This window comes from bacterium (assembly GCA_020440705.1).
Lineage (GTDB): Bacteria > Krumholzibacteriota > Krumholzibacteriia > LZORAL124-64-63 > LZORAL124-64-63 > JAGRNP01.
In genome coordinates this window covers 60123-86599 of sequence record JAGRNP010000002.1, presented here as the reverse complement: position 1 = coordinate 86599, position 26477 = coordinate 60123, and the positions used below count along the sequence as shown (strand labels likewise).

Annotated in this window: 18 protein-coding genes and 3 pseudogenes; 4 read left to right on the top strand and 17 right to left on the bottom strand. The window is 71.6% G+C overall.

Annotation, left to right across the window (positions count from 1 at the left end; genetic code table 11):
- Positions 1-49 precede the first annotated feature (49 nt).
- From KDM41_00850 to galE, 5 genes are all read right to left on the bottom strand, one after another.
- The gene (locus KDM41_00850) at positions 50-4579 is read right to left on the bottom strand and encodes a hypothetical protein (GenBank protein MCB1181957.1); all 4530 of its coding nucleotides are present in this window, start codon (positions 4577-4579) and stop codon (positions 50-52) included.
- 129 nt (positions 4580-4708) lie between these two features.
- Positions 4709-7342: a serine/threonine protein kinase gene (locus KDM41_00845; GenBank protein MCB1181956.1), complete on the bottom strand. Its 2634-nt coding sequence runs from the start codon at positions 7340-7342 to the stop codon at positions 4709-4711.
- Positions 7339-7908: a sigma-70 family RNA polymerase sigma factor gene (locus KDM41_00840; protein ID MCB1181955.1), complete on the bottom strand. Its 570-nt coding sequence runs from the start codon at positions 7906-7908 to the stop codon at positions 7339-7341. Before KDM41_00840 ends, KDM41_00845 begins: the two co-directional genes overlap by 4 nt.
- 28 nt (positions 7909-7936) lie before the next feature.
- Positions 7937-8431: an N-acetyltransferase gene (locus KDM41_00835; GenBank protein ID MCB1181954.1), complete on the bottom strand. Its 495-nt coding sequence runs from the start codon at positions 8429-8431 to the stop codon at positions 7937-7939.
- A gap of 24 nt (positions 8432-8455) precedes the next feature.
- A complete protein-coding gene (gene galE, locus KDM41_00830) occupies positions 8456-9460 on the bottom strand; it encodes a UDP-glucose 4-epimerase GalE (GenBank protein ID MCB1181953.1) in 1005 nt (334 codons plus the stop codon).
- Positions 9461-10058: 598 nt separating this feature from the next.
- Between galE and KDM41_00825 the strand changes: the two genes are divergently transcribed.
- Positions 10059-10679 (top strand): hypothetical protein, encoded by a 621-nt coding sequence (locus KDM41_00825; GenBank protein ID MCB1181952.1) that lies wholly within the window; start codon positions 10059-10061, stop codon positions 10677-10679.
- Between the two features lie 82 nt (positions 10680-10761).
- Here KDM41_00825 and KDM41_00820 read toward each other — a convergent pair whose 3' ends face one another.
- Positions 10762-13014 carry an NADP-dependent malic enzyme gene (locus KDM41_00820; protein ID MCB1181951.1) on the bottom strand — a complete coding sequence of 751 codons (2253 nt, stop codon included), beginning with the start codon at positions 13012-13014 and terminating at the stop codon, positions 10762-10764.
- 105 nt (positions 13015-13119) lie between these two features.
- Between KDM41_00820 and KDM41_00815 the strand changes: the two genes are divergently transcribed.
- A complete protein-coding gene (locus KDM41_00815; GenBank protein ID MCB1181950.1) occupies positions 13120-14205 on the top strand; it encodes a mechanosensitive ion channel in 1086 nt (361 codons plus the stop codon).
- 9 nt (positions 14206-14214) lie between these two features.
- On the opposite strand, the gene KDM41_00810 is transcribed toward KDM41_00815, so the two are convergent.
- From KDM41_00810 to KDM41_00785, 6 genes and pseudogenes are all read right to left on the bottom strand, one after another.
- Positions 14215-15393, bottom strand: a complete 1179-nt coding sequence (locus KDM41_00810; protein MCB1181949.1) for a response regulator — start codon at positions 15391-15393, stop codon at positions 14215-14217.
- A gap of 469 nt (positions 15394-15862) precedes the next feature.
- Positions 15863-16264, bottom strand: a pseudogene (locus KDM41_00805) (hypothetical protein).
- A gap of 84 nt (positions 16265-16348) precedes the next feature.
- Positions 16349-16651, bottom strand: a pseudogene (locus tag KDM41_00800) (hypothetical protein).
- A 1200-nt stretch (positions 16652-17851) separates the two neighbouring features.
- Positions 17852-18082 (bottom strand): annotated as a pseudogene (locus tag KDM41_00795) (hypothetical protein).
- A 61-nt stretch (positions 18083-18143) separates the two neighbouring features.
- Positions 18144-18602 carry a heme-binding domain-containing protein gene (locus KDM41_00790; protein ID MCB1181948.1) on the bottom strand — a complete coding sequence of 153 codons (459 nt, stop codon included), beginning with the start codon at positions 18600-18602 and terminating at the stop codon, positions 18144-18146.
- Between the two features lie 2 nt (positions 18603-18604).
- A complete protein-coding gene (locus KDM41_00785) occupies positions 18605-19342 on the bottom strand; it encodes a c-type cytochrome (protein ID MCB1181947.1) in 738 nt (245 codons plus the stop codon).
- Positions 19343-19459: 117 nt separating this feature from the next.
- Between KDM41_00785 and KDM41_00780 the strand changes: the two genes are divergently transcribed.
- Positions 19460-19828, top strand: coding sequence for an acyl-CoA thioesterase (locus KDM41_00780; protein ID MCB1181946.1), 369 nt, complete (start codon positions 19460-19462; stop codon positions 19826-19828).
- A gap of 67 nt (positions 19829-19895) precedes the next feature.
- Here KDM41_00780 and KDM41_00775 read toward each other — a convergent pair whose 3' ends face one another.
- Both KDM41_00775 and KDM41_00770 read right to left on the bottom strand, forming a co-directional pair.
- Complete coding sequence (locus KDM41_00775; protein ID MCB1181945.1) at positions 19896-20495, bottom strand: thioredoxin family protein; 600 nt, start codon at positions 20493-20495, stop codon at positions 19896-19898.
- 3 nt (positions 20496-20498) lie between these two features.
- Positions 20499-21356 carry a hypothetical protein gene (locus KDM41_00770; protein MCB1181944.1) on the bottom strand — a complete coding sequence of 286 codons (858 nt, stop codon included), beginning with the start codon at positions 21354-21356 and terminating at the stop codon, positions 20499-20501.
- A 120-nt stretch (positions 21357-21476) separates the two neighbouring features.
- Here KDM41_00770 and KDM41_00765 point away from each other — a divergent pair, with 120 nt between their 5' ends.
- Positions 21477-22007, top strand: coding sequence for a hypothetical protein (locus tag KDM41_00765; GenBank protein MCB1181943.1), 531 nt, complete (start codon positions 21477-21479; stop codon positions 22005-22007).
- Between the two features lie 16 nt (positions 22008-22023).
- On the opposite strand, the gene KDM41_00760 is transcribed toward KDM41_00765, so the two are convergent.
- The 3 genes from KDM41_00760 to KDM41_00750 form a co-directional block, all read right to left on the bottom strand.
- Positions 22024-22935 (bottom strand): FecR domain-containing protein, encoded by a 912-nt coding sequence (locus KDM41_00760; GenBank protein MCB1181942.1) that lies wholly within the window; start codon positions 22933-22935, stop codon positions 22024-22026.
- Positions 22932-23555, bottom strand: coding sequence for an RNA polymerase sigma factor (locus KDM41_00755; GenBank protein ID MCB1181941.1), 624 nt, complete (start codon positions 23553-23555; stop codon positions 22932-22934). The genes KDM41_00760 and KDM41_00755 overlap by 4 nt, the downstream gene beginning before the upstream one ends.
- Positions 23556-23658: 103 nt before the next feature.
- Positions 23659-26418, bottom strand: a complete 2760-nt coding sequence (locus KDM41_00750; protein MCB1181940.1) for an insulinase family protein — start codon at positions 26416-26418, stop codon at positions 23659-23661.
- Positions 26419-26477: the final 59 nt, after the last annotated feature.

The following is a 26477-nucleotide window of genomic DNA, read 5'->3' as shown; positions in this document are numbered from 1 at the left end:
GGGCCGCACCGGCGCGGCCCCGTCCCTCGCGATCCCCCCTTACCGCGGCCTACTTCACCAGCACCACCTTGCGCCCGTCCCGCCGCCCGTCCGCCACGAACTGCACGTAGTAGACGCCGCTGCCGGCCCGCCGGCCGTCGTCGGTGTCGCCCTGCCAGACGACCTCGTGGTCCCGGCCGGCCGCGAGATGCGCGTCGACGAGGGTCCGCACCAGGTGCCCCCGCAGGTCGTAGACCGCTACCCGCACCGGTCCGTCGCGGTCCGTGGCGAAGCGGATCGTCGTGCGCGGGTTGAACGGGTTGGGCGAGACCGCGGCGATCCCCGCGCCGGCCCCGGGAACGTCCGACGGCGCACCGGAGGACTGGTCGAAGACCAGCGAGTAGGTGGCGGCCGCAAGCAGGTCGGCCCGCGTGCGCTTCCACACGACGAGGGCGTAGTGACCCGCCTCGGGCACGTCGACCACGAGCGGCGCGGCGCCGGTCGCCCAGTCGGTGCCGACGCCGAGGGCCGTGCCGGCTGCCTGATGGGGCAGGCCGGCGCGGTGCACGGCCAGGCCCCAGTCGACGTCGCCGGCGCCGGGCACGAGGGCGACCGAGAACGGCCCCGGCGTGTCGAGCCGGATCTCGTGCACGGCGATGAAGCTGCCGGCGCCCAGGGCGTAGGGCCCCTGCCCGCCCGTCGGGTCGGCGCCCAGGAAGGTCGAGGCCGCCGCCTCGGCGGTGTACGGCTCCCCGCCGCCGACGGCCACCACGCCGACGTCGTGGGCGACGGCGCCGGACGCGCGCCCGTTCACCAGGACGTAGTCGCAGGCGTTCGAGTCGCTCGCCGACACCACCAGCGGCGCCGAGAACGCCGTGCGCGGATCGTCGTCGGCCGCGAAGAGATGCGCGTCGACGTCGCTGGCGAGGCCCGGCAGGACGCCGAGGGCCAGCCAGTGGCCGTCGTCGCCCACCGGCGCGGGTGCGGGCAGCCGCAGGCCGTCGCAGGCGGGCGCCAGCGGCGTGAGCGAGTCGAGGGCGGCCGGCACCCAGTCGACCACCGGTTCGGGCGGGAAGGCCCGGTGCGCCGTGTCGCCTGCGGCCAGGACCGTCGCCGCCCACCCCCACTGGGCGGCGAAGACGTTGTTCTCCTCGCCCTCCTCGTCGACCGCGTCGGCCGGATCCAGCACCAGCGACAGCATGTGCCGGCCGCCGCGCACGGTGAGCGCGGTCGCCCCGTGCCAGGTCGTGCCGGCGCCCGAGGACAGGTTCGGCCAGGCGGGCGCGGCCACCTCGAGGCCATCCAGCAGCACGCGGGCCGCCACCGGCGACGCGGCGCCGTCGCCGACATTGGCGCAGGCGAGGTTCAGCCAGGTCGCCGGCGCGTCGCCGACCAGCGACGTCGGCGACACGACGAGGGCGGGCGTGCCGTCGGCGGCCGGGCGCGGCACCAGTGCCGCCGCCCAGTTCGTCGGGACGTCCGGCACGAGATCCGGCCGCACGCTGAGGAAGCGGAGGGTGAAGGGCACCGGAGCGAGATCGTCCTCCACGCCGTCGCGCCAGACCGCGATGGGCCAGGTGCCCCCGGCCTGGTGGAACGGGATCACCGCGCGGCCGGTGCGGTCGGTCCGGGCCGAGTAGAGTCCGTCGCCCAGGCCGAGCCAGGCCTCGCCCGCCTGGTAGACCGCCACATGCAGCGGGCCGTCCTCGGGCTGGCAGCTGATCTCGAGCACCCGGTCGCCCGCATCGCGCGGGATGACCGTGGCGTGCCACAGGGCCAGCGGCCGTCCGGCGGCGAGCTGGGTGTGGGAGGTGGTGCCGAGGGGCAGGGCCGTGCTCGTCACGTGGTGCAGCACCACGCTGTCCTGGCCGGCGGCCGTCAGGACCGAGGCGCCGTTGGTGATCGCCACGTCCCACAGGTTGGCGCCCGCCGCGCCGGGCACGACCATGACGGCCTTCGTAACGCCGGCCTCGTCCGCCGAGTAGGCCTTCTGGGTGAGCGGCTCGAGGCCGTGGTCGGCCGAGGTGCTCATCTCGTGCAGGACGAGGTCGTAGTCGTCGGCCGCACGGCGCGGCACCGCCACCACAGCGGCCACGGTCGCACCGGTGGCCACCAGGCGCACCGCGGAGCAGTTGACCGCCTGGAAGGGCGACGGGGTGGTCAGCCAGCCGGCGTAGGGCAGCGGCGGCGGCGCCAGGGCGCGGGCCGGCTGGCCCGCCACGAAGAGCAGGGGCGTGAAGACCCACTGCCGCTGGTAGCGGTTGTTGACCTCGTCCGGCTCGGCCAGGCGGTGGTTGCCGTCGGCGAGCAGGGTGATCGTGCGACGTCCGGCCGGGATGGCGAACGGTCCCCGATTCATGCGGTAGACGATCTCGCCCGGGTCGGGCGTGTCGAGCAGATTGAGGTTGATGAGGTCGACCTGATTCCCGTCGACACCCAGGTAGGAGTAGAAGAACGATTCGCACGGCAGCTCGCCGACGTTGGTCAGGGCGAGGCTCAGGTAGGTGGTCGCGGGCGCCGGCGGCAGCGTGGTCACGGGCGGCACGGCGCCGGGCAGCGGCACCGGCGACGTGCTCGGCATGACCGGATGGTCCATGCCCGCGGCGACGGGCGCGACGTCGGCCGGCAGCGGGTCGCGGATCACGAGCGGACCGCAGGTCGCCCAGTCGTCGCTCCAGCGGCCGGCCTTGTCGACGGCCCGGATCGTGAACCACCAGGTGCCGGGGCCCAGGTCGCCGGTGGTGAGCGTGGTCACGGGACCGACGCCGTTGGGGACGAAGTCCGGCTGCGAGGCCGTCGGCGCGATGAAGACACTGTAGTCGCCGGCCCCCGCCGCGTCGTCGGCCGGCGCGTCCCAGGTGAAGGTGATGTTCGGGTCGGCCGACGGGACGCCGAGCTCGTGGCTCGTCGCGACGAGATTGGTCACCGCGCCCGGCGGCTGCTGGTCGATGTTGTAACCGTTCATGTAGGCCGTGTGCCAGATCTCGGTCTTCAGGTCCGGGTGCCGCGCCACGAACGCCCCGATGAACTGCCAGGGCAGGAACGAGTTGGTCGTGGCCGCGATGTCGAGGATCTCGTGGCCGAAGCCGCTGAGCATGTCCCCGCCGGCGCCGCCGGCCAGCAGGTCGATCTCGCCGTCGGCCGCATCGTCGAGATCGCGCAGCAGGGCCGCGAAGATGCCCTCGGTCCGGCCCGGATCGTCGTAGCCGCCGTCACCGTTGTTCTCGATCGTGCAGAGCTTGTTCGTCTCGAGGTTGTAGGGCTTGATCGGGTCGCCCGAATGGATCGCGTAGGCGCCGGCGGTGACGACACGGGTCATCTGGTCGCTGAGCCAGTCGCCGAAGCCCTCGTTCCAGGCGTCGCCGGCCGTCTCCTCGCACCACAGGCAGTGACGGCAGTCGTCACCGGGATCGTCGCACCGGTTGCCCGCGTTGCAGTAGTCGCTGCTGTCGCCGGCACCCAGCTCCGACAGGAAGTGGTGCCCGTACTCGTGCCACATGGTGCCGTCGTCCCACGTCTTGCCGGACGGGATGTACATCTCGCCGAAGAAGGCCGTGTAGTGGGGCCAGTCGCTGTCCGGCAGGCGGCAGTCGACGGTCTCGATGGAGCCGTAGCCGGCGTCGTTCACGTAGCGCCACACCCGCGCCAGCGAGGTCATGGCGTGCAGGGCGTAGCCGTGCTTGTTCCCCGCCGGCGCGACGCCGCCGAAGTCGTGGTCGATCCCGCCCACGTTCCAGTGGGTCGACGAGGTCCAGGTGTAGTTGGGGTCGCCGACGGCCGGGTACTCCACGTGGACCTGGTTGTTGGCCGCCTCGAACTCGAGATAGATGTCCGGGTCGCCGGTGTCGGTCCAGAGGTAGTCGAGGCTCCAGTAGCCCCACTTGTTGGTGATCACGGTGCCGAGGTGGTCGTCCCAGCCGTTGTCCTCGTCCCACACGTGCACCGTGACGCCGTCGGCCCCCACATACTGGCCGCCCGCCGAGGCCGGACGCTTGTACAGGATGCGGCCGTGGACGGTGCGGATGATGCTCTTCGCTGTGCCCGCGCCCGCGATCTCGTCCTCGGCGTCGGCCCCGGACTTGTCCTCGGCGCGGTGGAGGCGGTGGTCCTTGCCCGCGACCCCGGGCACCGGCACCGGCACCAGGAACGACGGCTCCTCCGGTCCGGGCTCGGTCAGGGCCGGTACGGTCACCTCCTCGGCCGCTTCGAGCACGCGCGGCAGCACATGGAAGGTCTTCCGGTTGGTGAAGCCGCCCACCCGGTACTCGAGCACGAACGGCTCTGCGGGGTCGTTGCACACCAGGTCCATGTCGACCCGCAGGGGCGAACCGGGCACCAGCGGCACCTCGTTCGGCGTGGCGAAGGCGGCCACCTCCCAGTGGCGCTGGCCACCGGCGTTGCGCCCCGAGTCGATGATCACGTCGACCAGGTCGACGGGCGCGGCGGCCGCGAACTGAACCACGGCCCGCCAGGTCTCGCCGGGCAGGGGCACGTGGTCGGGGTCGGCCTCGATGGTGACCATGACGGGGGGGTGGACGTCGGCCCACGCCGGAGGCGCGAGCAGCAGCAGGGCGAACAGGCAGATCAGGCGGCGGCACATGACAGGGGTCCTCCACGAAAGGGGTGTCCGGCGCCCACGGGGCGACGCCGGACGGGGATGGCTCACCCCTATCACGGGAATTCCGGCCAGAACGGTCAGGGTTTTTTCGGAAAAATATCTTCGGCCGGATCAGTCGTCGGCGCCGAGGCGGGCCAGGTCGGCCCTGAGGGCGGCCAGGCGCTCGTCATCCGGCGCCAGTTCGGCCTCGTAGACGGGCCAGGCGGCCCGCAGCAGGCGTCGGGCCTCGGCCGACTCGCCGCGCCCCGCCAGGGCCAGGCCGAGTTCGTGACCGGCCTCGGCCCGCCCCAGGTCGGTGGCCTTCGGGTCGCCCTGGCGCCGCTCCCAGGCCTCGCGCAGCACGGGCACCGCCCGGGCGAGGTTCCCGCGCTGCCGGAAGGTCCAGCCGGCGTCGAGCAGATCGCGGGCCCCGAGCGGGTCGGCCTTGTCGCCGCGCCGGGCGCGCCGGTCCAGCAGGTGGATGTAGTGGGCCTCGGCCTCGGCCAGTCGTCCGGCGCGGCGCAGGGATCCGGCCCGGTTGTTCTCCACCTGCAGCAGGATGCCGTGGTCGTCGTCGAGCAGCCCCTCGAACACCGCCAGCGCCTCGCCGAAGCCCTCGGCGGCGCGGTCGAAGTCGCCGCGGCGGTAGGCCACGACCGCCATCTCGTTCCAGGTGAAGGCCGTGAACATGTGGGGCCCCCGGAAGAAGCGGTCGTTCATGGCGGCCGACTCCACCAGCAGGGATTCCGCCGCCGCCAAGCGGCCCTGATCCGTGATCATGTTGCCCAGCTGGCGCAGGGAGTGGGCCAGGTCCGGATGCCCCTCGGGGTAGAGCCGACGCCGCATGGCGATGGACTCGCGGTAGAGCTGCTCCGCGGCGGCGAACGAATCCTCCATGGCCAGGGCGAACGCCAGGTTGTGCAGGGCCACGGCGATGGAGGTGTGATCAGCCGGCAGCACGGCCCGGCGGGCCGCCAGCACCAGCCGCGACTTGGCCACCCCTTCGGCCACCCGGTCGTTCTCGACCAGGTGCACGCCGTAGTTGGACTGCACCTCGATGGTCTGCAGGTCCCGGGGCCCGTAGAGGCGCTCGTGCATCGCCAGCGAGCGTTCGAAGAGCGCGACCGCCGCCGCGAAGTCGTCCTGGTTCGACTTCAGCACGGCCATGTCGCTCAGCATGTTCGCCGTCTCGGGGTCGTCGTCCCGTTCCGCGGGCATGGCCAGGGCCAGGGTCAGCAGCGAGTCGGCCCGGTCGTACGCCGAGAGCCGGATGTCCGCGACGGCCAGGCGGTACAAGGCCGAGCGCACGTCCGCCGCGTCGCCGCGGGCCCGGCGGTCGGCCAGGACCTCGGCCAGCAGCGGCCGCGCCGCGTCGTAGTCGCCCAGCTTCATGTGCAGGTCGCCGAGCACGGCCAGCAGCCGGATGCGCGTGTCCGGGTCGCCGTCCAGCTGGCCGGCGATCCGCTCGGAGCCCCGCCGCAGCAGGTCGCGCGCCGTGGGGTCCGCACCGGCGACCGCGTCGGGGTCGGCCGCGTCGAAGAGGTCGACCAGGAAGTCGGTGACCTCGCCCGCCCGCGCCGCCTCGCGCGAGGCCCGTCGCGCCTGCCAGGTGGTGCCCGCCAGGCCCGCGAGCAGCACGGCCAGCACGACGGCGGCGACGGCGATCTCGGCCCGCCGCCGCCGCACGAACTTGCGCAGCCGGTAGCCCACCGTGGCCGGTCGGGCGAGAACGGGGTCGCCGGCCGTCCAGCGCCGCAGGTCGTCACCCAGTTCGACCGCCGAGGCGTAGCGGCGGTCGGGTTCCTCGCTGGTGGCCTTGGCGACGATCGTGGCCAGCTCGCCGTCGAGAGGGCGCAGCGGCCCACCGGCGACGCGCGGATGCCATCCGGTGAGGACTTCCTGCAGCAGGATGCCGAGGGCGAAGACGTCGGTCGCCGTGGTCACCGGCTCACCGGACAGCTGCTCGGGCGCCGCGTAGGCCGGCGTGAGCAGGCGCGTGCCCTCGCCGGTGAGCGTGCGCAGCTCGTCGCCGCCGGGCGCCTCGTCCGAGAGCAGCTTGGCCACGCCGAAATCGAGCAGCTTCACGTCGCCCGCCCCGGTGACCAGGATGTTGGCCGGCTTCAGATCGCGGTGGACCACCAGGTGGCGCTGCGCGTAGCCCACCGCGTCGCAGGCCTGGATCAGCAGCCCGACCCGGGTCCGCTGGGTCAGCCGCGCGCCTGCGGCGTAGTCGGTCAGGGGCACGCCCTCCACATGCTCCATGACCAGGAAGGGGCGTCCGTCCGCGGTGGCGCCGCCGTCGATGAGGCGGGCGATGCCGGGGTGGTCGAGGGCGGCGAGGATCTGCCGTTCGCGCCGGAAGCGGGCCAGGATCTCGTCGGTGTCCAGGCCGCGCCGCAGGATCTTCAGCGCCACCTCCTGGCGGTAGGCGCCGTCGTCGCGCACGGCGAGGTGCACCGAACCCATGCCCCCGCGCCCGAGCAGCCGCTCGACACGGTACCGCCCCACCCGGTCGGGCACGCCGTCGTCGGCCGCCGCCGCCGGGTCGTCGGCATAGAGCGGCGCCCCCCACGCGACGACATCGCCGTCGAGGGGCGAACCGTCGCCGTCGGACGCGGCGAGCAGCCGGACGAGGTCAACGCGCAGGTCGGCGGGAACGACCGCCGGATCGTCGAGCAGCGCCGGACGCGCCGCCGGCTCCTCGGCGAGCAGCCGATCGAGCAGCGGCTCGAGTCGCGCCCAGCGGCCGGGATCGAGAGGGCTCATGCGTCGTCCTCCAGAAGGGCGCCGTGGAGCAGGGCCCGCGCCTTCTGCCACTCCCGGCGGACGGTGCGCTCGGAGATGCCGAGGACCTCGGCCACCTCGGCCGGCGACTGCCCGGCGAAGAAGCGCAGGGCGACGATCTCCGCCGGCCGCGGCGCCAGCGCCGCGAGCCGGTCGAGGGCGGCATCGAGCTCGAGCACGGCGGCGGCGCGGTCGTCGGCCGCGACCTCGACGTCGGCGATGTCCTGGTGGGCGACGCCGCCCCCGCGCTTGCGCGCCAGCCGGGCGCGGGCATGGTCGGTCAGCACCTGGCGCATGGCCCGGGCGGCGAGGGCGAGGAAGTGCAGACGGTCGCGCACGTCGAGGACTTCGGCCCCCACGAGCTTCAGGTACACCTCGTGCACGACGACCGTCGCGCTGAGGGTCGGGGGCCCGCCCGCGCCGCCCAGTTCGAGCCGGGCCCGGTGGCGCAGCTCGTCGTAGAGGGTGGTGAAGACCCGGTCGAGGGCTGCGGCGTCGCCCCGGCGCGAGGCGCCGAGCATCAGGGTGATGTCGCGCGGGTCGCTCATCGGGCGACCTCCGTCGGGCAGGCCGACCTCACGGTTCGAGCACCTTCTGCCAGTACCCCACGTCGATCCAGCGGTCGAACTTGCGACCCACTTCGCGGAAGTGGGCGACCCGGGTGAAGCCCAGCTTCTCGTGCAGGGCCACGCTGGCCGGGTTGGGCAGGGCGATGCCGCCGAGGGCGGTGTGGTAGCCGGCCGCCGCCAGGCGCTGCAGGAGTTCGCCGTAGAGCAGGGTGCCCACGCCGCCGCCGACGCGATCGGGCGCCAGGTAGACCGTCGTCTCGAGGGAATGGCGGTAGGCGCAGCGGGATTTCCAGGCGGCGCAGGACGCGTAGCCGGTGACCCGGCCCGCCTCCGGATCGTCCCAGACGAGCCAGGGCAGCCGCGGACCCGCCGAGACGATGGCGCCGGCCATCTCGTCGGCGCCGACGGGCTCGGTGGCGAAGGTCACCACCGTGTGCTGCACGTAGTGGTTGTAGATGGCGCACAGGGCCGACACATCGGCCGGGCGGACTTCCCGGATCACCGCTCTCCCTCCCCGAGCCGCGGCCTAGTCGTAGCCGCGCGGATTGCCTTCCTGCCAGCGCCAGTGGTCGGCGCACATGCAATCGATGTCCCGCTCGGCCCGCCAGCCCAGCTTCGCGGCCGCGCAGGCCGGATCGGCGTAGCAGGTGGCGATGTCGCCGGGCCGCCGCGCGACGATCTCGTAGGGCACCGGCCGCCCCGAGGCCTTCTCGGCGGCCGCCACCATCTCCAGGACCGAGTAGCCCCGGCCCGTGCCCAGGTTCACCGGCACGCAGCCGGAGAAATCGTCCAGCCGGTCGAGGGCCGCCAGATGCCCCAGCGCCAGGTCGACCACGTGGATGTAGTCGCGCACCCCGGTGCCGTCGGGCGTGTCCCAGTCGCCGCCGAAGACGCTCACCTTCTCGCGCTGGCCCACGGCCACCTGCATCACGTAGGGCATCAGGTTGTTGGGCACCCCCTGGGGTGCCTCGCCGATGCGCCCGCTCGCGTGGGCCCCGATGGGGTTGAAGTAGCGCAGCAGCACGGCCGTCCAGCGCGGATCCGACGCGCACAGGTCGCGCAGGATCTCCTCGATGAAGAGCTTCGTGCGGCCGTAGGGGTTCGTGGCGCGCAGGGGGAAGTCCTCGGTGATGGGCACGGTGGCCGGATCGCCGTACACGGTGGCCGACGAACTGAAGACCAGTCGCCGACAGTCGTGGGCCGCCATGGTCTCGAGCAGGGCCAGGGTGCCGGTGATGTTGTTCTCGTAGTACCGCAGGGGGATCTCGTTGCTCTCCCCCACGGCCTTCAGGCCGGCGAAGTGCACCACCGCGTCGAACCGCCGCCCGGCGAAGACCGCGGCGAGGGCCGCCCGGTCGCAGATGTCGACGCGATGGAACTCGAGGTCGCGCCCGGCGAGATCGCGCACCCGGTCGAGACTGACGGGCGAGGAGTTGCACAGGTTGTCGACCACGACGACGTCACGTCCGGCCTGCAGCAGTTCGAGGCAGGTGTGGCTGCCGATGAAGCCGGCGCCGCCGGTGACGAGAATGGGATCGGCCAAGGGAATTCCTCCCAGGTGGGGTTCACGCGATCGGCCAGGGGGACACCGCCTGCAGGATAGACGAACGCCCCGAAAATTGTGCACGGCGATCCCGGATACTCGTCAAGTGATGTATCTGGACACGTCGCGGGAATGATTGCTCAGACCCAGCCATGCACAATCTTCGGGGCGCCGATGCCGGGGCAGACAAACGCCTGACGCCGAAGGCCGGATCCGTGACCGGAGCCGGCGCTATTTTCGGAATCATCAGATCGTTGTCGACAGAAAGATCAAATGCCGTTTCCCGGAGGTGTCGGATCTCTCCCCTGGAGACATACTAACAAGGTCGCCCGGGCAATTGCAACCCCCAAAGCCGGGGATTCCGGGGCCACGGCCCGGCCGGGGCCCCCCATCCTAAGCTCAGATCGCACCGAAATCAATGAAAAAGAACGAGATATCAATATCGGCAGGAAAGATCCCCACATGAGACATATTGTATTGACTTTTGACTTAAAGTCCTCTAGAATTCTTCTACACGGGGCCTGAAAAGAGGCCCTGATTTTTGTGACAGCGCATTGCGACCGCGACTTCGGAGGACAGACATCTTATGCGGTTCACGAACAAGCTGCTGCGGCGGACGACCGCAGCCCTGAGCATGGCGGCCTTCCTGGCCCTGGGCGTGGGGGCGTCCCAGGCCGCGGAGAAGCTGCCCGACCTGATGAACGCCAAGGCCCGGGCGTCGTTCAACACGCCCATCGCCGGCTCCCTCAGCCTCGATTCGGGCACCTATGACCGCATCTACACCAAGGGCGACGTCGATGCGGACTGCGGCGCCGAGACCTTCGACTCCGCCAACGACGGCATGTACTACGACATCTACTGCCTCCAGGTCGACGACAACCAGCCCATCGAGTTGATCGTCGACGCCCTCGGCACCAACATCTTCGACACGGTGCTGACCCTGTACTGCACCGAGTTCGACCCCCGCTTCCCCGACGCGAACGTGATCGCGTTCGACGACGACAGCGGCGAGGGCACCCTCAGCGCCCTGACGGCGGCCCACGACGTGCGGCTGCAGGAGGGCCACGAGTACACCCTCGTGATCAGCACCTACGGCGCCTCCATGACCGGCGACTACGTGATCCAGCCGAGCAGCAACGTGTACGACTGCGGCGCGGTTTCCCAGGAGCACACCTCCTGGGGTCACGTGAAGGGTCTGTACCGCTAGACGATTCCCGGCCCCACCGAAGAAGCGAACCCCCTCCCGTCGCCCGGAGGGGGTTCGTTTTTCCTGGCCGCTCCCGAGGGGATCAGGAGCGCCCGACCTCGTACGACGACAGCGCCGCCATGTTGACGATCTTGTCCACCGACGAGTTGGCCGAGACCATGTTGATGGGCTGCTTGAGGCCGTAGAGCAGGGGTCCGATGACCTCGCGCTGGCCCAGGTGGCCCACCAGCTTGTAGGTGATGTTCGCGCTCTGCAGGTCCGGGAAGACCAGCACGTTGGCCTGGCCGTTCACCTTGCAGTCGGGCACGCTCAGGCCCCGCATGCTCGGGATCACCGCGATGTCGCCCTGCATCTCGCCGTCGACCCGCAACTCCGGGTGCTCCCGGTTGAGGATCGCCACCGCCTCGCGCACCTTGCGGCTCTCCGGCCGGTCGTTGTCGCCGAAGTTCGAGAACGAAAGCATGGCCACGATGGGCTCGATGTTGAAGTGCCGCGCCACCGTCGAGGCCATGATGGCGATCTCGGCCAGCTGGCGCGAGTCCGGGTGGTAGTTCACCGTCGTGTCGGCGAAGATGTACACCTTGCCCTCGACCAGCAGCACGTGCATGCCGACGATGCGGCTGACGCCCTCGCGCAGCTCGGCCAGCGGCAGGATCACCCGCAGCGTGTCGACGTAGGAGCGGTCGGCGCCGCACACCATGCCGTCGGCCTCGTTGGCGCGCAGCATCATCACGCCGTGGTGCATGGGGCGCTTCACCATGCGCAGGGCCTTGGCGTAGTTGTAGCCCTTGCGCGCCCGCTCCTGGAAGAGCAGCCGCGCCTTGTCCTCGAGCTTCGGGCCCTTGGCCGGGTTCTTGATGACGAGGCCCTCGAGGTCGACGCCGTACTTCTCGGCCCGCTCGGCGATCACCTCCGGATCGCCCAGCAGGATCGGGTGGCACAGGCCCTGGTCGAGCGCCTTGCGGGCGGCCTCGATCACGCGCTGCTCCTCGCCCTCGGAGAAGACGATGCGGCGCGGGTTGGCCATGGCCCGGCTGCGGATGGTGTGCATCACCATCAGGCTCTTGTTGTGCATGGCGGCCAGACGCTGCTCGTAGGCGTCCCAGTCGCTGATCGGCTCGCCGGCCACGCCCGATTCGACCCCCGCCCTCGCCACCGCCAGCGCCACGATGGGCAGCACCCGGCTGTCGAACGGCTTGGGAATGATGTACTCGGGCCCGAACTCGAAGTGCGTGCCGCCGTACGCCGCGGCCACCTCCGCCGGCATGGGCTGCCGGGCCAGATCGGCCAGGGCGTGGGAGGCCGCCAGCTTCATCTCCTCGTTGATGGCCTTCGCCCGGATGTCCAGGGCGCCCCGGAAGATGAAGGGGAAGCCGAGCACGTTGTTGACCTGGTTCGGGAAGTCGCTGCGCCCGGTGGCCATGATGACGTCGGGACGGGCCTTCACCGCCTCGTCGTAGCTGATCTCCGGGTCGGGGTTGGCCATGGCGAAGACGATGGGCTTGTCGGCCATCGACTTGACCATGTCGCCGGTGACGAGACCCTTCACCGAGCAGCCGAGGAAGAAGTCGGCCCCGACCATGGCCTCGGCCAGGGTGCGGCGGTCGGTCTCGTTGGCGAAGTACTCCTTGTACTCGTTCATGCCGTCGGTGCGGCCCTTGTAGCAGACGCCCTTGCTGTCGACGAGCAGGAAGTTCTCCCGCGGCACGCCCAGCCGCTCGACCAGCTTCGCGCAGGCGATGGCCGAGGCGCCGGCACCGGAGACGACGACCTTGAGCGAGTCGATCTCCTTGCCCTGGAGCTGCGCCGCGTTGATGAGGCCGGCGGCCGCGATGATGGCCGTGCCGTGCTGGTCGTCGTGGAAGACGGGGATGCTCATGGTCTCGCGCAGGCGGCGCTCGATCTCGAAGCACTCGGGGGCCTTGATGTCCTCGAGGTTGATGCCGCCGACGGTGGGCTCGAGGAGCTGGCAGAAGCGCACGACCTCGTCCACGTCCTCGGTGTCGATCTCGATGTCGAAGACGTCGACGTGGCCGAAGCGCTTGAAGAGGACGCCCTTGCCCTCCATGACCGGCTTGCCCGCGAGGGCGCCGATGTTGCCGAGGCCCAACACGGCGGTGCCGTTGCTGACGACGGCGACGAGGTTGCCGCGGTTGGTGTAGCGGTAGCCGTCGTTGGGGTTGGCCGCGATGGCGTTGCAGGGCACCGCGACGCCCGGCGAATACGCGAGGGAGAGTTCGTGGGCGGTCAGGCAGGGCTTGGTCGGCACGACCTCCGTCTTGCCTGGGCGACCCTTTTCGTGATAGTCGAGCGCATCCTGATCCCTGAAGGCCATGACTTCCATCCTTTCCTTCGTGCGAGAACCCCTCTATGCTCGCCCTGAACAATCCGCTCTCCGGCGCGGAAAGTCCAGCCCCGACAGGGGTGCGCGAGGTTGCCGATGCAGGAATTCCTGGACCAGGTCGTCCGGCTCTTCTCCCATCTGGGCACGGGGGTTCTCTCCCTCGTGCCGACGGTGGTCGTGATCCTGATTCTCGTTGTCGTCCAGCGGATGCTCGGGCGGCAGTCGAGCCGCAACACGGGCCTGCGCTTCCGCAACCAGCTCATCATGGCCGGGGTCATCTTCGTCGGCGTGCTGCTGATCATCGTCGCGCTGCCGGTGGGCACCGACCTGAAGGGGCAGCTGCTGACCCTCGTCGGGATCATCGCCTCGGTGACGATCTCCCTCAGCTCGTCGACCTTCCTCGGCAACGCCATGGCCGGCATCATGCTCAAGGCCGTGCGCAACTTCCGGTCGGGCGACTTCATCGCGGTCGGCGACCACTTCGGCCGGGTCACCGAACGCGGTCTCTTCCACACGGAGATCCAGACGGCGAGCCGCGACCTGACGACCCTGCCCAATCTCTTCATCGCCACCAATCCGGTCACCGTCACGCGCGCGAGCGGCACCATCGTCGACGCCACGGTCTCCCTCGGCTACGACGTGCCCCACGGCCGGATCGAACGGCTGCTGCTCGAGGCCGCCGGCGCGACCGGACTCAGCGATCCCTTCGTGCAGGTGCTCGACCTGGGCGACTACGCGGTGACCTACCGCGTCGCCGGCCTGCTCGAGGACACCAAGCGCCTGCTCACCTTCCGCTCCCGCCTGCGCACGGCCGTCCTCGACGCCCTGCACGGCGACGGGGTCGAGATCGTCTCCCCGGCCTTCCTCAACCGCCGCGAGGTCGCCCCCGGACAACGGTTCGTGCCGCGGCGCCCGGAGGGCCCGCCCGCGGCGGGCGCCGACGCCGACGTGCAGGTGATCTTCGACAAGGCCGAGGAGGCGGCGTCGCTCGAGAAGCTGCGGGCCATGCTCGCCGAGACCGAGAACGGCCTGGCCGACCTGGCCGCGGCCGTGAAGGCGGCCGACGGCGACACGGCCCGAGCGGCGGCCGAACGGAACCTGGCGACGGCCCAGAAGCGGCGCGAGATCCTGCTGGCGCGGGTGGAGGCCGCCGAGAAGCGGGAAGCGGAGAAGGACGGCTGAGCGCTGCCCTCAGTCGCGGACCCCGGGCGCGGCGTCCATCACGGCCCCGAGCACGGCCCGCAGGGCCTCGCGGTCGAAGGGCTTGCGCAGCGCCGCGATGAAGCCGTATTGCCGGTGGTTGGCCAGCACCGGATCGCGCGAGTAGCCGCTGGCGACGATCACCCGCGCCCGCGGATCCTCGGCCAGCAGGCGCCGGACCGCCTCCTTGCCCCCCATCGCCCCGGGCACCGTCAGGTCCATGATCACGACGTCGAAGGGATCGCCCGCGGCGACCGCCGCCGCGTAGGCCCGCAGGGCGTCTTCGCCCGTCTCCGCCCCGGCATAGCGGAAGCCGAGACTCTCGAGCAGGCCCCGGCACACGTCACGCACCTCGGCCTCGTCGTCGAGGACCAGCACCCGTCCCCCCGGCATGACCGCTCCGGGCGCGGCGACGGGCCGCTCCGCCACGGTCGATTCGATGGCCGGCAGGGCCAGCGTGAAGACCGAGCCCGATCCGGGTTGCGACTGGACGATCAGGGCCCCGCCGTGGCGCCGCACGATGGAATGGGCGATGGCCAGACCGAGACCCGTGCCGGTCTCCTTGGTGGTGAAGTAGGGATCGAAGATCCGCTCGAGATCGTCGGGGGCGATGCCGGCGCCCTGATCGCGCACGTCGAGGCGCACGCAGCGTTCATCGCCCGGAAAGTCGCTGCAATTCTCGCAGTTGCGGGCCGAGATCACCACGCGTCCGCCGCCCTCCATGGACTGCCACGCGTTCAGGAAGAGGTTGTTGAGCACCTGCCCGATCTGGGCCCGGTCGACGCGCACCGGCCACAGGTCGGCCGGCAGGTCGAGTTCGTACGAAACGGGAGCGCCGCTGAAGGCCAGCGTCGCCGCCTGGGTCACGATCGCCGCGAGCGCCGTGGGCACCGTGTCCGGATCGCCGCCGCGGGCGAAAGTCAGGAACTGGTCGGTGAGCGCGCGCGCGCTCTCCGTCGCGGTCTTCATCTGCTCGAGTCGCCTGGTCTCTTCGGCCCGGATGCCCGGCGCCTCCTCGACCAGCGAGATGTTGCCCATGATGATGGTCAGCAGGTTGTTGAAGTCGTGGGCGATGCCGCCGGCCAGGACGCCCAGGGACTCGAGCTGCTGGGACCGCAGACGCTGGTTCTCCAGCTCGCGGCGGGTGGTGACGTTGCGGAACGCCAGCACCCGGCCCGTCCGCCGGCCCGCAGGATCGGTGAGGGGCGCGACCGAGAACTCGAGCCAGACCGCCTCGCCTCCCGCCCCGGTCAGGCCGCGGGCCCGATGGTCGGCTTCGGCACCCTCCAGCGCGAGCGGCGGGTCGAGGTCGAAGCTCGACCAGGCGCGACCCTCCAGGCTCCCGGCGCCCCCCCCCGAGCAACCGCTCGGCCGCGGCGTTGGCCAGCACCACCCGCCCCGTGTCGTCCAGGGCGATCACCCCGTCGGAGATGCTGCCCAGGATCGCCGCGAGGCGCCGGGACTCGGACCGGAACCGCGTTTCGGAAAGCTCGAGACTCGCCGTGCGGTCGCGCACCTGGCCCTGCAGTCGCCGCGCGTAGCGCCGTCCCGACACGTAGAGCGAGAGCACGAGGAGTCCGGCCAGGACGCCCGCCAGGACGAGGGCGCGGAACCACCAGCGGTCGCTCACCTCGGGCCGGATCACCACCTCGCCGCTGGTGGCGACCGGGCTCAAGGAGCCGTCCGCGGCCACCATCCGGACGTGGAGGCGGTAGGTGCCCGGGGGCAGGTTCGTGTAGCGGACGGTGCCGCCCGGATAGGCGGCGGGGCCCTGCCAAGCGGATTCGAATCCCTCGAGGCGCGTCTGGTAGCGATTGCGCCGTTCGTCGCGGAACGAGACGCCGTGGAAGCCGAACTCGAGCTGGCGCGGCGGACGGTTCAGCGTGTAGCGGCCGCTCGCGGCCAGCGCCATGCCGTCGGCGACGACGGCCCCCGCGGTCACGGTCGGCGCGGAGGCCCCGCGGTCCTCGAAGGCCGGCTGGTGGATGTTCAGGCCCTGGTCGGTGCCGATCCAGATGCTGCCGTCCGCGGCCAGCTTCATGGCGTCGCGGTTGACGTCGGCGCCGAGCAGGCCCTCGCGCGCCGTGAAGTGATCGAGGCCCGCGGCCGACCACCGCAGCACGCCGTTGTCGGTGCCGAACCAGAGCCGCCCTTCGCGGTCGGCCAGGATCACGTACACGGGCCGGGCGATGGCGGGCAGATCCCGTCCCGGCCGCCGGAGCCCGTCGCCGTCCAGCACGTACAGCCCTTCGACGGTTCCCACCAGGATCTCGCCCGGCGACCGCTCGAAGACGCCGTAGGTCTGCTCGGCCCGGTAGGAGGGGCTGCGGACCTTGGTAATCGCCCCGTCGCGGGACAGGAACAGGCCGTTGTAGGCGGTGACGATGCAGATGGTCCCGTCGGCGAGCTGCACGAGCCGGCGGATCATGGCGTGCGGGAGACCGGGCAGCGGCACCTCTGCGAGCACGCCGTCGTCGCCCTGCCGCAGCACCTGGTAGTTGGTGCCCACCCATTGGCGCCCCTCGGCGTCGAACAGGAGGGAATAGGCCCGGGGAGGAGTGCCCGGCGCGCCGCCCTCGAACTCCAGGCGGCCGTCGGCCTCCAGCCGGCCGATCCCCAGGTTGTCGGCGGCGAACCAGACCCGCCCCTGCGGATCCGTCGCGAGGTCGGTGACCCGTTCGAGCACCTCGTTGTCCCCCGCGAACGAGATGCGTCGCGGCTGATCGCCCCACAAGGTCAGCCCGCCGATGTGGCCCAGCACCGCACCGCCATCCGGCAGGAACTCGATCGCCGACACCTCGTTGTCGTAGAGCCCATGCCGCTGGTCGTAACCGGCCAGGCTGCGGCTGACCAGCTTGCTGATCCCCCGCAGGCCGGTGAACCAGACCAGCCCCTCGCGGTCGACCATGATGTCGGTGGCGCCCACGGCGGCGAGGCCCGACTCGCGCGTCAGGAACTCGAGCCCGATGTCGGGATGGTAGTAGTGCACCTGGCCGAGATCGGCGAAGTAGATCCCGCCGGCGCGGTCGGCGGTCGCCACGACCCCGACGGCGGGCACCTCGAGCTTGATCGGCAGGCCGGACGCCACGACCCGCGGCGCCCCGACGGGGCCGCGCCCGATCCAGTCGGAGCCGACGTACCAGATCTCCCCACCTTCGGCCGCGCACACCGCATGGATGGGTCGGGTGACCTCCGTGCGGTGGAACTTCAGGCTCAGCAGATCGAGCACGTACAGGCCGCGATCGGTCGCCAGCAGCAGGCCCTCGTCGTGGAAGAGGACCGCGTTCACTTCGGCCTGACGGTCGGGCAGGGCCACGACCCGGTCTTCGGTCTCGGAGAACAGGGCCACCTCGCCCTGGCGGGACACGGCGGTCAGCAGGGTCTCGCCGTTCGGTGCCCGGCCCAGGTCGTAGACCGCGAACCCCCCTTCGCGGACCAGGCTCGGCGAGGCCTGCCGCACCCGCCACCCGTCGTCGCCCCGGATCAGCAGCAGACCGCTCGGCCCCGCGCCATGGGCCCAGAGCCTGCCGTCGGCGGCCTTGGCGATGAACGATACGTAGGTGCCCGGACGGCGCCCGAACTGGGTCTCGTTGACCCAGGTCTCGCCATCGTAGCGGGAGACGCCGCGGGCGGTGGCGATCCACAGGACGCCGTCGTCGTCCTGCACGATGCCGCGCACGGTGTTGCTGGGCAGACCGTCCAGTTCGCGGTAGGTGTGGAAATTGTAGACCTGGGCGCCGACCGGCAAGGCCCACGCCAGAGCGATGGTGATGAGCAGACAGGTCCGTCCGATGTTCCCCACGGGAACACAGCCTCCCCCGGAACGACGGCCCCTGCGCCCGGAGGCGCAACCTCCCAACCATCGCTCTCTGAGAAGAGCCTATCATCGTCACGGCCCGGGAAACAATCCGGAAATTCTCTCAATAGGGCAAATCGGCCTCGGAATCGGTGGCCGGCCTGGCCCAGGAAACGATCTGGTCGCGCTGGGCGGCCGTGAGGCGGGCCGCCGAATGCGCCGCGGCGTAGCTGCGGGGCGGCATGTCGCCGGCGGCGACCTCGCGGGCGATCTCGCGCAGCAACAGGTCCTGCGCGTCGAGGTCGAAGGCCGGCCAGCGGGAGAAATTGAGGTCGCGGCGGCCCTCGGTCACGTGGTCGGCGATCAGCCAGGACAGGGGGGCCACCCGGCTGTACCAGGGCCAGGTCGTCTCGTGGGAGTGGCAGTCGAAGCAGGCGCCGACGAGGATCTCGCGCACCGCGGGCGGCGCGGTCAGGGCCGTCTCCACCGGCGGATTGGTGCGGTCGACGGGGACGAACTGGATCGCCGCCGCCACGAGGACGGCGGCGATCGCCAGGCGTCTGACCGGCACGCGTAGGGACATGGCTACTTGGCCAGCTCCATCTGCATGCGCTTGGCGTGGCGGTTCTCCGGATCCTTCGCCAGCACCTCGCGCACGACGCGCCCGGCTTCCTCGCGGTTGCCCGCGGCCAGCTCGATCTGGGCGAGCTGCAGGTGGGCCTTGGTGTCGTCCGGATTCATCTCGATGTTCAGCTTCGCCATGGCGCGGGCGCCGTCGAGGTCGTCCGACTCGGCCATGGTGTTGGCCACCGCGAAGAGCGGATTCGAGCCGAAGTCGTACGAGCCCGAGCCGTAGTACTGCTCCCGCAGCTCCCGGTAGCGGGCCTCGGCGGCTTCGATGCCGCTCTTGTGGGCGGTGCGCAGCATCTCCTGCTCCATGGTGCGGGGCTCGTGCAGGCCGCGATGGCACGTGTAGCAGGTGATCCCGTCGGCGTGGCCGCCGGCGGCCTCGGGCAGCAGTTCGCCGTTCAGACGGCCCACCATGCGCATCATGCCGCGGGCCTTCTCCTTGTTGCGCAGCTCGTCGCTGGCCCAGTCGAACGAATCGAAGTCGCCCGGGACCTTCTGCACGTGGCAGTCCGAGCAGCGCATGCCCAGATCGGCGGTGAACTTCTTCATGATGTCGAGCAGCTCCTGCTTGCCGGTCTCGGCGGGCAGGACCTTCAGGTTCGTGAACTCGTCCGGAACGGCGGCCCCGGCGACTCCGGCCAAGAGGACGGCCGCGCACAGGCCGCGCACGAGATGGGTGGCGAAACGAGGCATGGAAACCCTCCGCGAGGATTGACGTGGGTGGGGCGCGGTGTTTTGTTGGCGGCAGGATAGCACAGTCGGAATCGATTCCGAATCCCGTTTTCACCCCCGAACCCCGAGAGCGCGACCATGGAACCAGCCATCCGGGTGCTGATGATGCCCCGCGACACCAACCACCACGGCACCATCTTCGGCGGCGTCATCCTCAGCCACATCGACCAGGCCGGCGCCGTGGCCGCCATCGCCCGGGGCTGCCCCCGCGTCGTGACCGTCGCCATGGACAAGGTCGTCTTCGAGCAGCCCGTGCGCGTGGGCGACCTGGTGAGCTTCTACGCCGAGGTGATCCGGGTGGGCCGCACCTCGCTGACGATCGAGGTGCGCGTCGAGGCCGCCCGCCGCACCGGCGGCGAGACCGTACCGGTGACGAGCGCCGAGGTGACCTACGTGCACATCGACGCCGAGGGCCGGCCGCTGCCCGTGCCCGCCGCGACCGCCTGAACGACGACGCCCCGACCCATCCGGGTCGGGGCGCTCGCGGTCGGCCCCGGCACGAGGCCGGCCGGACCTACTTGCCGTACTTCACCGAACAGCCGTAGGGCTTGGTGGTCGCGTGCTCGACCTCGGCGCCGGACAGCACCGCGTGCAGCGCCGCCAGCACGTAGTTCGTCTCGCCCATCTGCGACGGCGACGGATTGTCGTCGATGGCCCCGTTGTAGGCCACCGTGCCGTCGGCCGCGATCACGAACATGTGCGGCGTCGTCTTGGCGCCGTAGGCCATGCCCACCTCGCCCGACTCGTCGAGCAGGACCGGGAAGGGCATCTCGTACTCCGTGACCGCGGTCCTGTTGCGCTCGAGACCCGCGCCCTGCTTGCCGGGTGCGCCCGAGTTGATGGCCAGCCACACGACGTCGTGGTCCTTCACCTTGGCGTAGGCCTCGTTCATGGTCCGGGCACTGGCGTGGTGCTTCTTGATGAAGGGGCAGTCGGGGTTGAACCACTCCAGGACGACGGTCTGGCCGGCGTCGAGGTAGCCCTGCAGGTGGTGCTCCCTGCCCGCGGTGTCGGTCAGGGTGAAATCGGGCGCGGCGTCGCCGGGGGCGAGCTCGGCCAGGGCCCCGCCGGCCAGCAGCAGCAGGGCGGCGGTGATCAGGATCGCGTGACGCATCTTCTATCCTCCATTGGGGTCGTTGTCGTCCAGGGTCCGGGCGGGGAAGTCGAGAGTGTAGGACCGCGTCGCCCCGTCGGCGGCGCGGACCGTGAGCAGCCCGCGGACGGGCCCCACCGTACCGTCGCGGACCTGGAAACGCAGGGCGAGGGTCTCGCCGGCGCCGTCGCGCGCGAGGTTCACCAGCTCGCCGCAGTCGACGGTGGGCATGAACGCCAGCCCGCCCGCCGGCGCGAGGGGCCGCAGGTGGAAGACCTGTCCCGACCACTCCGCCGACACCAGCCCCGCGGGCAGCGGCTGCGGCAGGGCGTCGTGGGCGGCGCGCCAGGCGTCCGAACGGTCGGCCGCAGGCTGTGGCGAGACGGTGACCGCCACCGGCACCGTGGCCTTCCCGGGTACGCAGGCCTCCTTGCATCCCAGCCACTCGACCGTCGCGGCGAACTCCACCACGCCGGGCGCCGCGTCGTCGGGCACCCGCACCTTCTGCAGCAGCACCAGCTCGTCGAAATACACGTGGTCGAGGATGTCCCCGTCGGCCAGGTGCCGCTCCGGCGCCGGCCACTGCAGGGCGCCGGCGATCCAGCCCGCGGGCAGCGCCAGGTCGATGGTGGGCGGGAAGCCCGAATCGTTGCGGCCCACCCAGTACAGGTGCCATGCCGGCGCGATGGCGAAGCGCCAGACGAGGGTGACCGAGCGGCCGGGCGCGACGGCGGACGTGTCGGTGGTCACCGACACCCGCACCGGATCGGCGTCCGAAGGGCCGGACGGCGAACAGGCGACGAGCGCGACGACGAAAAGCGCCCCGGCAAGGGCCGCGGCGGCGAGGCGAAGGGCGGAGCGGGGCGATGCGCTGGATACCATGGGGTCCAGGATAGGCTCGGCCCCGTCCCGCCGCCACCTTGACGGCATCGACGAATGCTGGTACGAACAGCGCGATCCCGGCCCGCGCGGCCGCACCGTTCCCCAGCCAGGGAGAGCCCCATGTCCGGCACCGCCGCCCCCACCTCCACCTCGCGTCCGGGACTCGGCCGCAACACGTTCATCTTCCTGGTGGTGCTCTCCCTCGGGGGCGTGGCGATCATGGACTACTCGGTGAAATGGGGACTGTGGTACTGGCTGGCCATGGCGCTGGTCAGCGGCGGCGTGAGCATCGGACTGGCCTGGAAGTCGGCGGCGGAGGCGGGCGAATCGGCCGGAGGGCACCTGCGGCGGCAGGTCTTCCACTGGCTGTCCCTGGTGGCGGGCATCCTGCTCGTGTTCTTCCTGCGCCGCGCCGAGACCCTCACCCCGACCACGAGCGGCCTCGTGGCCCTGCTCCTGCTCGCCATGGCCACGACCCTGGCCGGCGTGCACTTCCGGCCCCGCCTGGCGGTGCTGGGGGGCATCCAGGCGGCCACCTTCATCGCGGCGGTGCTCACCGAGGAGTTCTTCTGGGTGCTGCTGATCCTGATCCTGGTGGTGATCGTGGCGGACGTCGCCCTGCGCGCGCGGCGCGGGTCGGGCGCGGCCTGAACCGGGCGGGCGCCGGCTAGCGGAACGTGTCGCGGTTGTAGCCCTCGAACTCGATCAGGCCGTCGCGGTGCCCGGGCTCGATGGGGATGACCTTCGGCGCGCTGCCGTCGGCGAACATCACCTTGCGCATGCCCGCGGGCACGGCGTCCATGTGTTCGCCATCGCGCCCGATGCGGGCCGTCCCCTCCAGCACGCACACGCAGGTCACGTCCGGATCCTTGTAGACGGCCACGGTGGTGCCGGTGATGTGGGCGTCGCCCTCGGAGGTGCGGATCACCATCTCGTGGCCCCGGAAGGCCGGGCCCGACTTGAAGCGGAACTCGCCGCCCTCCACACGCGCCTCGAAGCGATCGGGAGCCGCGGCGTCGCGGGCCGCCAGTTCGAAGGTGGTCGGACCGTGCACGCCGACGACCATGATGTCGCCGAGCACCAGGTCCATCTCGACGCCCTCGCCCACCTCGTAGCGGGCGCCGTCGGTCACGAGGCGCGACAGGTCGGTGCGCGCGGAGGCGTCGACCGCCTGGCCGGCGATGACCACCCGGCCGTCGCCGCGGACACCCTGCAGGCGCCATTCCGGTTCGCCGCCGCCCAGGAAGACGAACGCCAGCACCGCGGCGAGGGCGGGCAGGGCCGCCAGCGCCCATGCCCGGCGGCCCGGCCGCCGGGATGGCAGGGCCACGATCTGCGGCGGGGAGGCGGGCTCGAGGGCCGCTTCGGCCTCGGCTGCGGCCAGCCCCGGTGAGGCCCCATCCGGCGCGGCGATCTCCGGAGCGGGTTCCGCCGCGGCGGGAATCGTGCCCGACAGGAACTGCTCGCGCAGCCGGGCCCGGAAGGCGTCGTCGGCGCGCACCTCGCCCAGGGCGCGTACGGACGCCTGGATCCGCTGCTCCTCTTCGGGCGTGAGGTGGATGTCGTCGCGCTCGCTCATTCCAGCACATCCGGTCTGTGGGCCTGCATGATCTCCCTCAATCGCGCCAGGGCCCGTGAGTAGCGTTTGCGGACCGCCGTGGCCGCCTCGTCCATCATGTGGGCGATCTGCTCGTGGCTCAGCCCCTGCAGATCGTGCAGCACCACCACCTCGCGCATGGCGTCCGGCAGCCGGGCCAGGCCGTCCTCGAGGAGACGGCGCCGGTCGGCCTCGACCAGGTCGGCATCGGGGGCCGCCGCTGCGGACGGCACGTCGCGCGTGCGGTCCGGATCGGCGTCGAGCGACGCGGTCGCCTTGTCCTGCCGCCCCTGCCGCGACCGCCATTGCTCGCGGCAGAGGTTCGTCGTGATCGTCATCAGCCAGGGAACCGGATCGCGCGTCGGGTCGAGCTGGTGCGCCGCCCGGTGCACCCGCAGGAAGACCTCCTGGGTGACGTCCTGGGCGGCCGCTTCCTGCCCCATCAGGCGGTAGGCCAGGTTGTAGACCCGGCCGAAGCAGACGTCGAACAGGAGCCCGAGGGCTTCCGGATCCCGCGCGCGGACCTTCTCCAGATCCGCTGGCGTGAGGGGCGACATGGGCGCGTTTTCGCTGTTCGGGGCGTCTCCGGACTGCGGGCCCATGCTCACCTCCTGCTCCTGTCCCTATGGTGACGGGCCACCGGCTGTGACCCGGAAAATTCCCGAGAAGGGCCCATTTTCGGCCAATTCGTGCCGGGACGCCAGTCTATTTCGTCCCCGAACCCGCGATCTCGACCCGGCCGAGCCCGGCGGCCTCGAGTTCCGGACCGATCACCGCGGCGTCGCCCACCACCACCCAGATCAGCCGGGCCGGGTCCAGGTGCCGCGCCACGGCCGCCGCGGCGACCGCCTCGTCGACCCCCGCCACCGCGGCCGCGAAGTCCTGCCAGGTGTCGCGCGGCAGGCCGTACAGGGCCAATTCGCCGGCGGCGGCGGCCACGTCGGACCGCGTCTCGAAGCGCTGCGGGAAACCCATGACCAGGCGGTTGCGGTTGTCCGCGAGTTCGTCGCCGCGCAGGGGGCGAGCGGTGCGCAGCGAGTCCATCTCGGCCACGAGCTCGCGCATGGCCGCGACGGTGACCCCCGTCTCGACCGGGGTGGACATGAGGAAGGCGCCGCCGCCGCCGAGGGCGAGCAGCTGGCTGCGCACGCCGTAGGTGTAGCCCTTGTCCTCGCGCAGGTTCATGTTGATGCGCGAGCCGAACTGCCCGCCGAAGGCCGTGTTCACCACGTCCAGGGCCGTGTAGTCGGCGTCGCGTCGCGCCACCGCGGGGAAGCCGCCGACGATGAAGCTCTGGGCCGCCCCCGGCCGGTCGAGAACCAGGATCGATCCCGCCGCCGCCGGCGCGGCCGCCGGCACGTCGGGTGCGGGCCGCTCGCCGGGGGCCCAGCGCCCGAACACGTCCCGGGCGAGGGCGAGGGCCGTCTCGCCGTCGAGAGCGCCCGCGACCACGAGCACGGCGTTGTCGGCGGTGTAGTGGGCGGCGTGGAAGGCCGCCAGGTCGGCGACGTCGAGGGCGGCCAGCGCCTCCGGATCGCCGCTCCCGGTGTAGGGCTGGGCGTAGGGATGTCCCGCGCCGAAGCAGCGCTCCTGGAAGGCCTTCACCGCCTGGTCGCGCGGGCGGCGCGCCTCCTGCCGGACCCGGGCCAGCCGGGCCCGCCGCACGCGTTCGAAGTCCTCGACTGGGAAGTCGGGCTCGAGCGCCACGTCGCGCAGCAGCTCCAGGCCGTCGCGGGCCCGATTGGCCAGCACCTCGATCGCCACCGAGCTGCCGTCGAAGCTGCTCGTCGTGCGCAGGCGCGCCCCGAGCCGCTCGGCGTCGCGGGCCAGATCGAGGGCGTCGCGGCCGCCGGCGCCCTCGTCGAGCAGGTCGGCGGTCAGGGCGGCGGTGCCGGCGCGGCCCGCGGGATCGCTCGCCCAGCCACTGCGGATCTCCAGGCGAAACTGCACCAGGGGGAGCGACGGATCGGGGATCGTCCACACCTTCAGGCCGTTCTCCAGGACGGCCTCGCCGATCGACGGCGGCACGAAGGCCGCAGCACCCGCACTGCCGGCCAGGCGGGTGCGGTCCAGGCCGGCGGGCTCCGGCATGGCGGCCAGGTCGCCCCGGGGCACCACGTGCAGCACGGCGCGGTTGTCGCGGCCGAGGCAGCGACGGGCCCAGGCCCCCACCGCGCCGGCGTAGGCGTTGCGGTAGCGGGCGAGGTCGGCGGCCAGGTAGTCGGCCCGGCCGGCGAAGACGTGGTAGCGGTTCAGGCGATCGGCACGGCCGCCGAAGCCGCCCACCTCCTGCAGGTCGCGCACGAAGTCGGTCTCGATGCCCGTGCGGGCGAGTTCGACCTCCTCGCCGGTGACGCCCTTGTCGAGCAGGCGCTCGAGCTCCTCGTCGATGACCGCCTCGAGCTCGGCGATGTCGTGCCCGGGCGCGGCGGTCGCCTCGATCTCGAACACGCCGCCCAGTTCGCGGCTGCGCTGGCGGGCGCGCACGTCCTGGGCGATCTGCAGCTCGAGCACCAGGCGGCGGTGCAGACGCGAGGTCTTGCCGCCGGCGAGGATGGCGCCGAGCAGGTCGAACTCGGCGTCGCCGGGGGCGTAGTAGCCCGGCGTGTGCCAGGCCATGTAGAGGCGCGGCGTGTCGACGGCGTCCTCGGCCACGGCCCGCCGCTCGCCCGCCAGCGTCGGCACCCATTCGGTGAGCCGCTCGAGGGGCCGGCCGGGCGGAATGGGTCCGAAATAGGCCGCGACCCACTCCTTCACGCGGGCCGGGTCGAAGTCGCCCGCCACGCACAGCGACGCGTTGTTGGGCGTGTAGTGGAGCCGGAAGAAGTCCTGCACGTCCTCGAGCGACGCGGCCGAGAGATCGTCCATGCTGCCGATGGTGGTCCAGCGGTAGGGATGGCCCTCGGGGAAGAGCAGCCGCTGCAGGGCCTCGCGCGCCACGGCGTAGGGCCGGTTCTCTCCCTGGCGCTTCTCGTTCTTCACCACGTCGCGCTGGTTGTCGAGCTTCTCCTGGGTCATGGCGGGCAGCAGCCAGCCCATGCGGTCGGCCTCGAGCTGCAGCGCCAGTTCGACCTGATCGGCGGGCACGTTCTGCCAGTAGTTGGTGCGGTCGGTGTTGGTCGAGCCGTTCACCTGCCCGCCGATCTTCTGCAGCGGCGTGAAGTAGTCGTCGTCGTGGTGGGCCGAGCCCTGGAACATCATGTGCTCGAAGAGGTGGGCGAAGCCGGTGCGCCCGGGCTTCTCGTCCTTGCTGCCCACGTGGTACCACACGTTCACCGACACCGTGGGCAGCCGGTGGTCCTCGTGCAGGATCACGTGCAGGCCGTTGGACAGGGTGTAGGTCTCGAGGGCCAGCTCGGGCAGGACGAATTCGTCGGCGGCCCGGGCGGCGGGCGCCGGCGCGAGCACGAGCACGAGGGCGAGCAGGACGGCCGGGGCGCCGATGCGGAGCGGATACGGAATCATGAAGTCCTCCGGGGTCGACGGGAGCGGCGGGGGATCCGCGCCGATCAAGATCGCCAATC

Coding starts and splice junctions, on each gene's coding strand:
- KDM41_00815 (MCB1181950.1), top strand. CDS start 13,120: ATGCAGGAATTCCTGGACCAGGTCGTCCGGCTCTTCTCCCATCTGGGC.
- KDM41_00790 (MCB1181948.1), bottom strand. CDS start 18,602: ATGTCCCTACGCGTGCCGGTCAGACGCCTGGCGATCGCCGCCGTCCTC.
- KDM41_00760 (MCB1181942.1), bottom strand. CDS start 22,935: ATGAGCGAGCGCGACGACATCCACCTCACGCCCGAAGAGGAGCAGCGG.
- KDM41_00755 (MCB1181941.1), bottom strand. CDS start 23,555: ATGGGCCCGCAGTCCGGAGACGCCCCGAACAGCGAAAACGCGCCCATG.
- KDM41_00785 (MCB1181947.1), bottom strand. CDS start 19,342: ATGCCTCGTTTCGCCACCCATCTCGTGCGCGGCCTGTGCGCGGCCGTC.
- KDM41_00840 (MCB1181955.1), bottom strand. CDS start 7,908: ATGAGCGACCCGCGCGACATCACCCTGATGCTCGGCGCCTCGCGCCGG.
- KDM41_00775 (MCB1181945.1), bottom strand. CDS start 20,495: ATGCGTCACGCGATCCTGATCACCGCCGCCCTGCTGCTGCTGGCCGGC.
- KDM41_00770 (MCB1181944.1), bottom strand. CDS start 21,356: ATGGTATCCAGCGCATCGCCCCGCTCCGCCCTTCGCCTCGCCGCCGCG.
- KDM41_00780 (MCB1181946.1), top strand. CDS start 19,460: ATGGAACCAGCCATCCGGGTGCTGATGATGCCCCGCGACACCAACCAC.
- KDM41_00825 (MCB1181952.1), top strand. CDS start 10,059: ATGCGGTTCACGAACAAGCTGCTGCGGCGGACGACCGCAGCCCTGAGC.
- KDM41_00765 (MCB1181943.1), top strand. CDS start 21,477: ATGTCCGGCACCGCCGCCCCCACCTCCACCTCGCGTCCGGGACTCGGC.
- KDM41_00820 (MCB1181951.1), bottom strand. CDS start 13,014: ATGGCCTTCAGGGATCAGGATGCGCTCGACTATCACGAAAAGGGTCGC.
- KDM41_00750 (MCB1181940.1), bottom strand. CDS start 26,418: ATGATTCCGTATCCGCTCCGCATCGGCGCCCCGGCCGTCCTGCTCGCC.
- KDM41_00845 (MCB1181956.1), bottom strand. CDS start 7,342: ATGAGCCCTCTCGATCCCGGCCGCTGGGCGCGACTCGAGCCGCTGCTC.
- KDM41_00850 (MCB1181957.1), bottom strand. CDS start 4,579: ATGTGCCGCCGCCTGATCTGCCTGTTCGCCCTGCTGCTGCTCGCGCCT.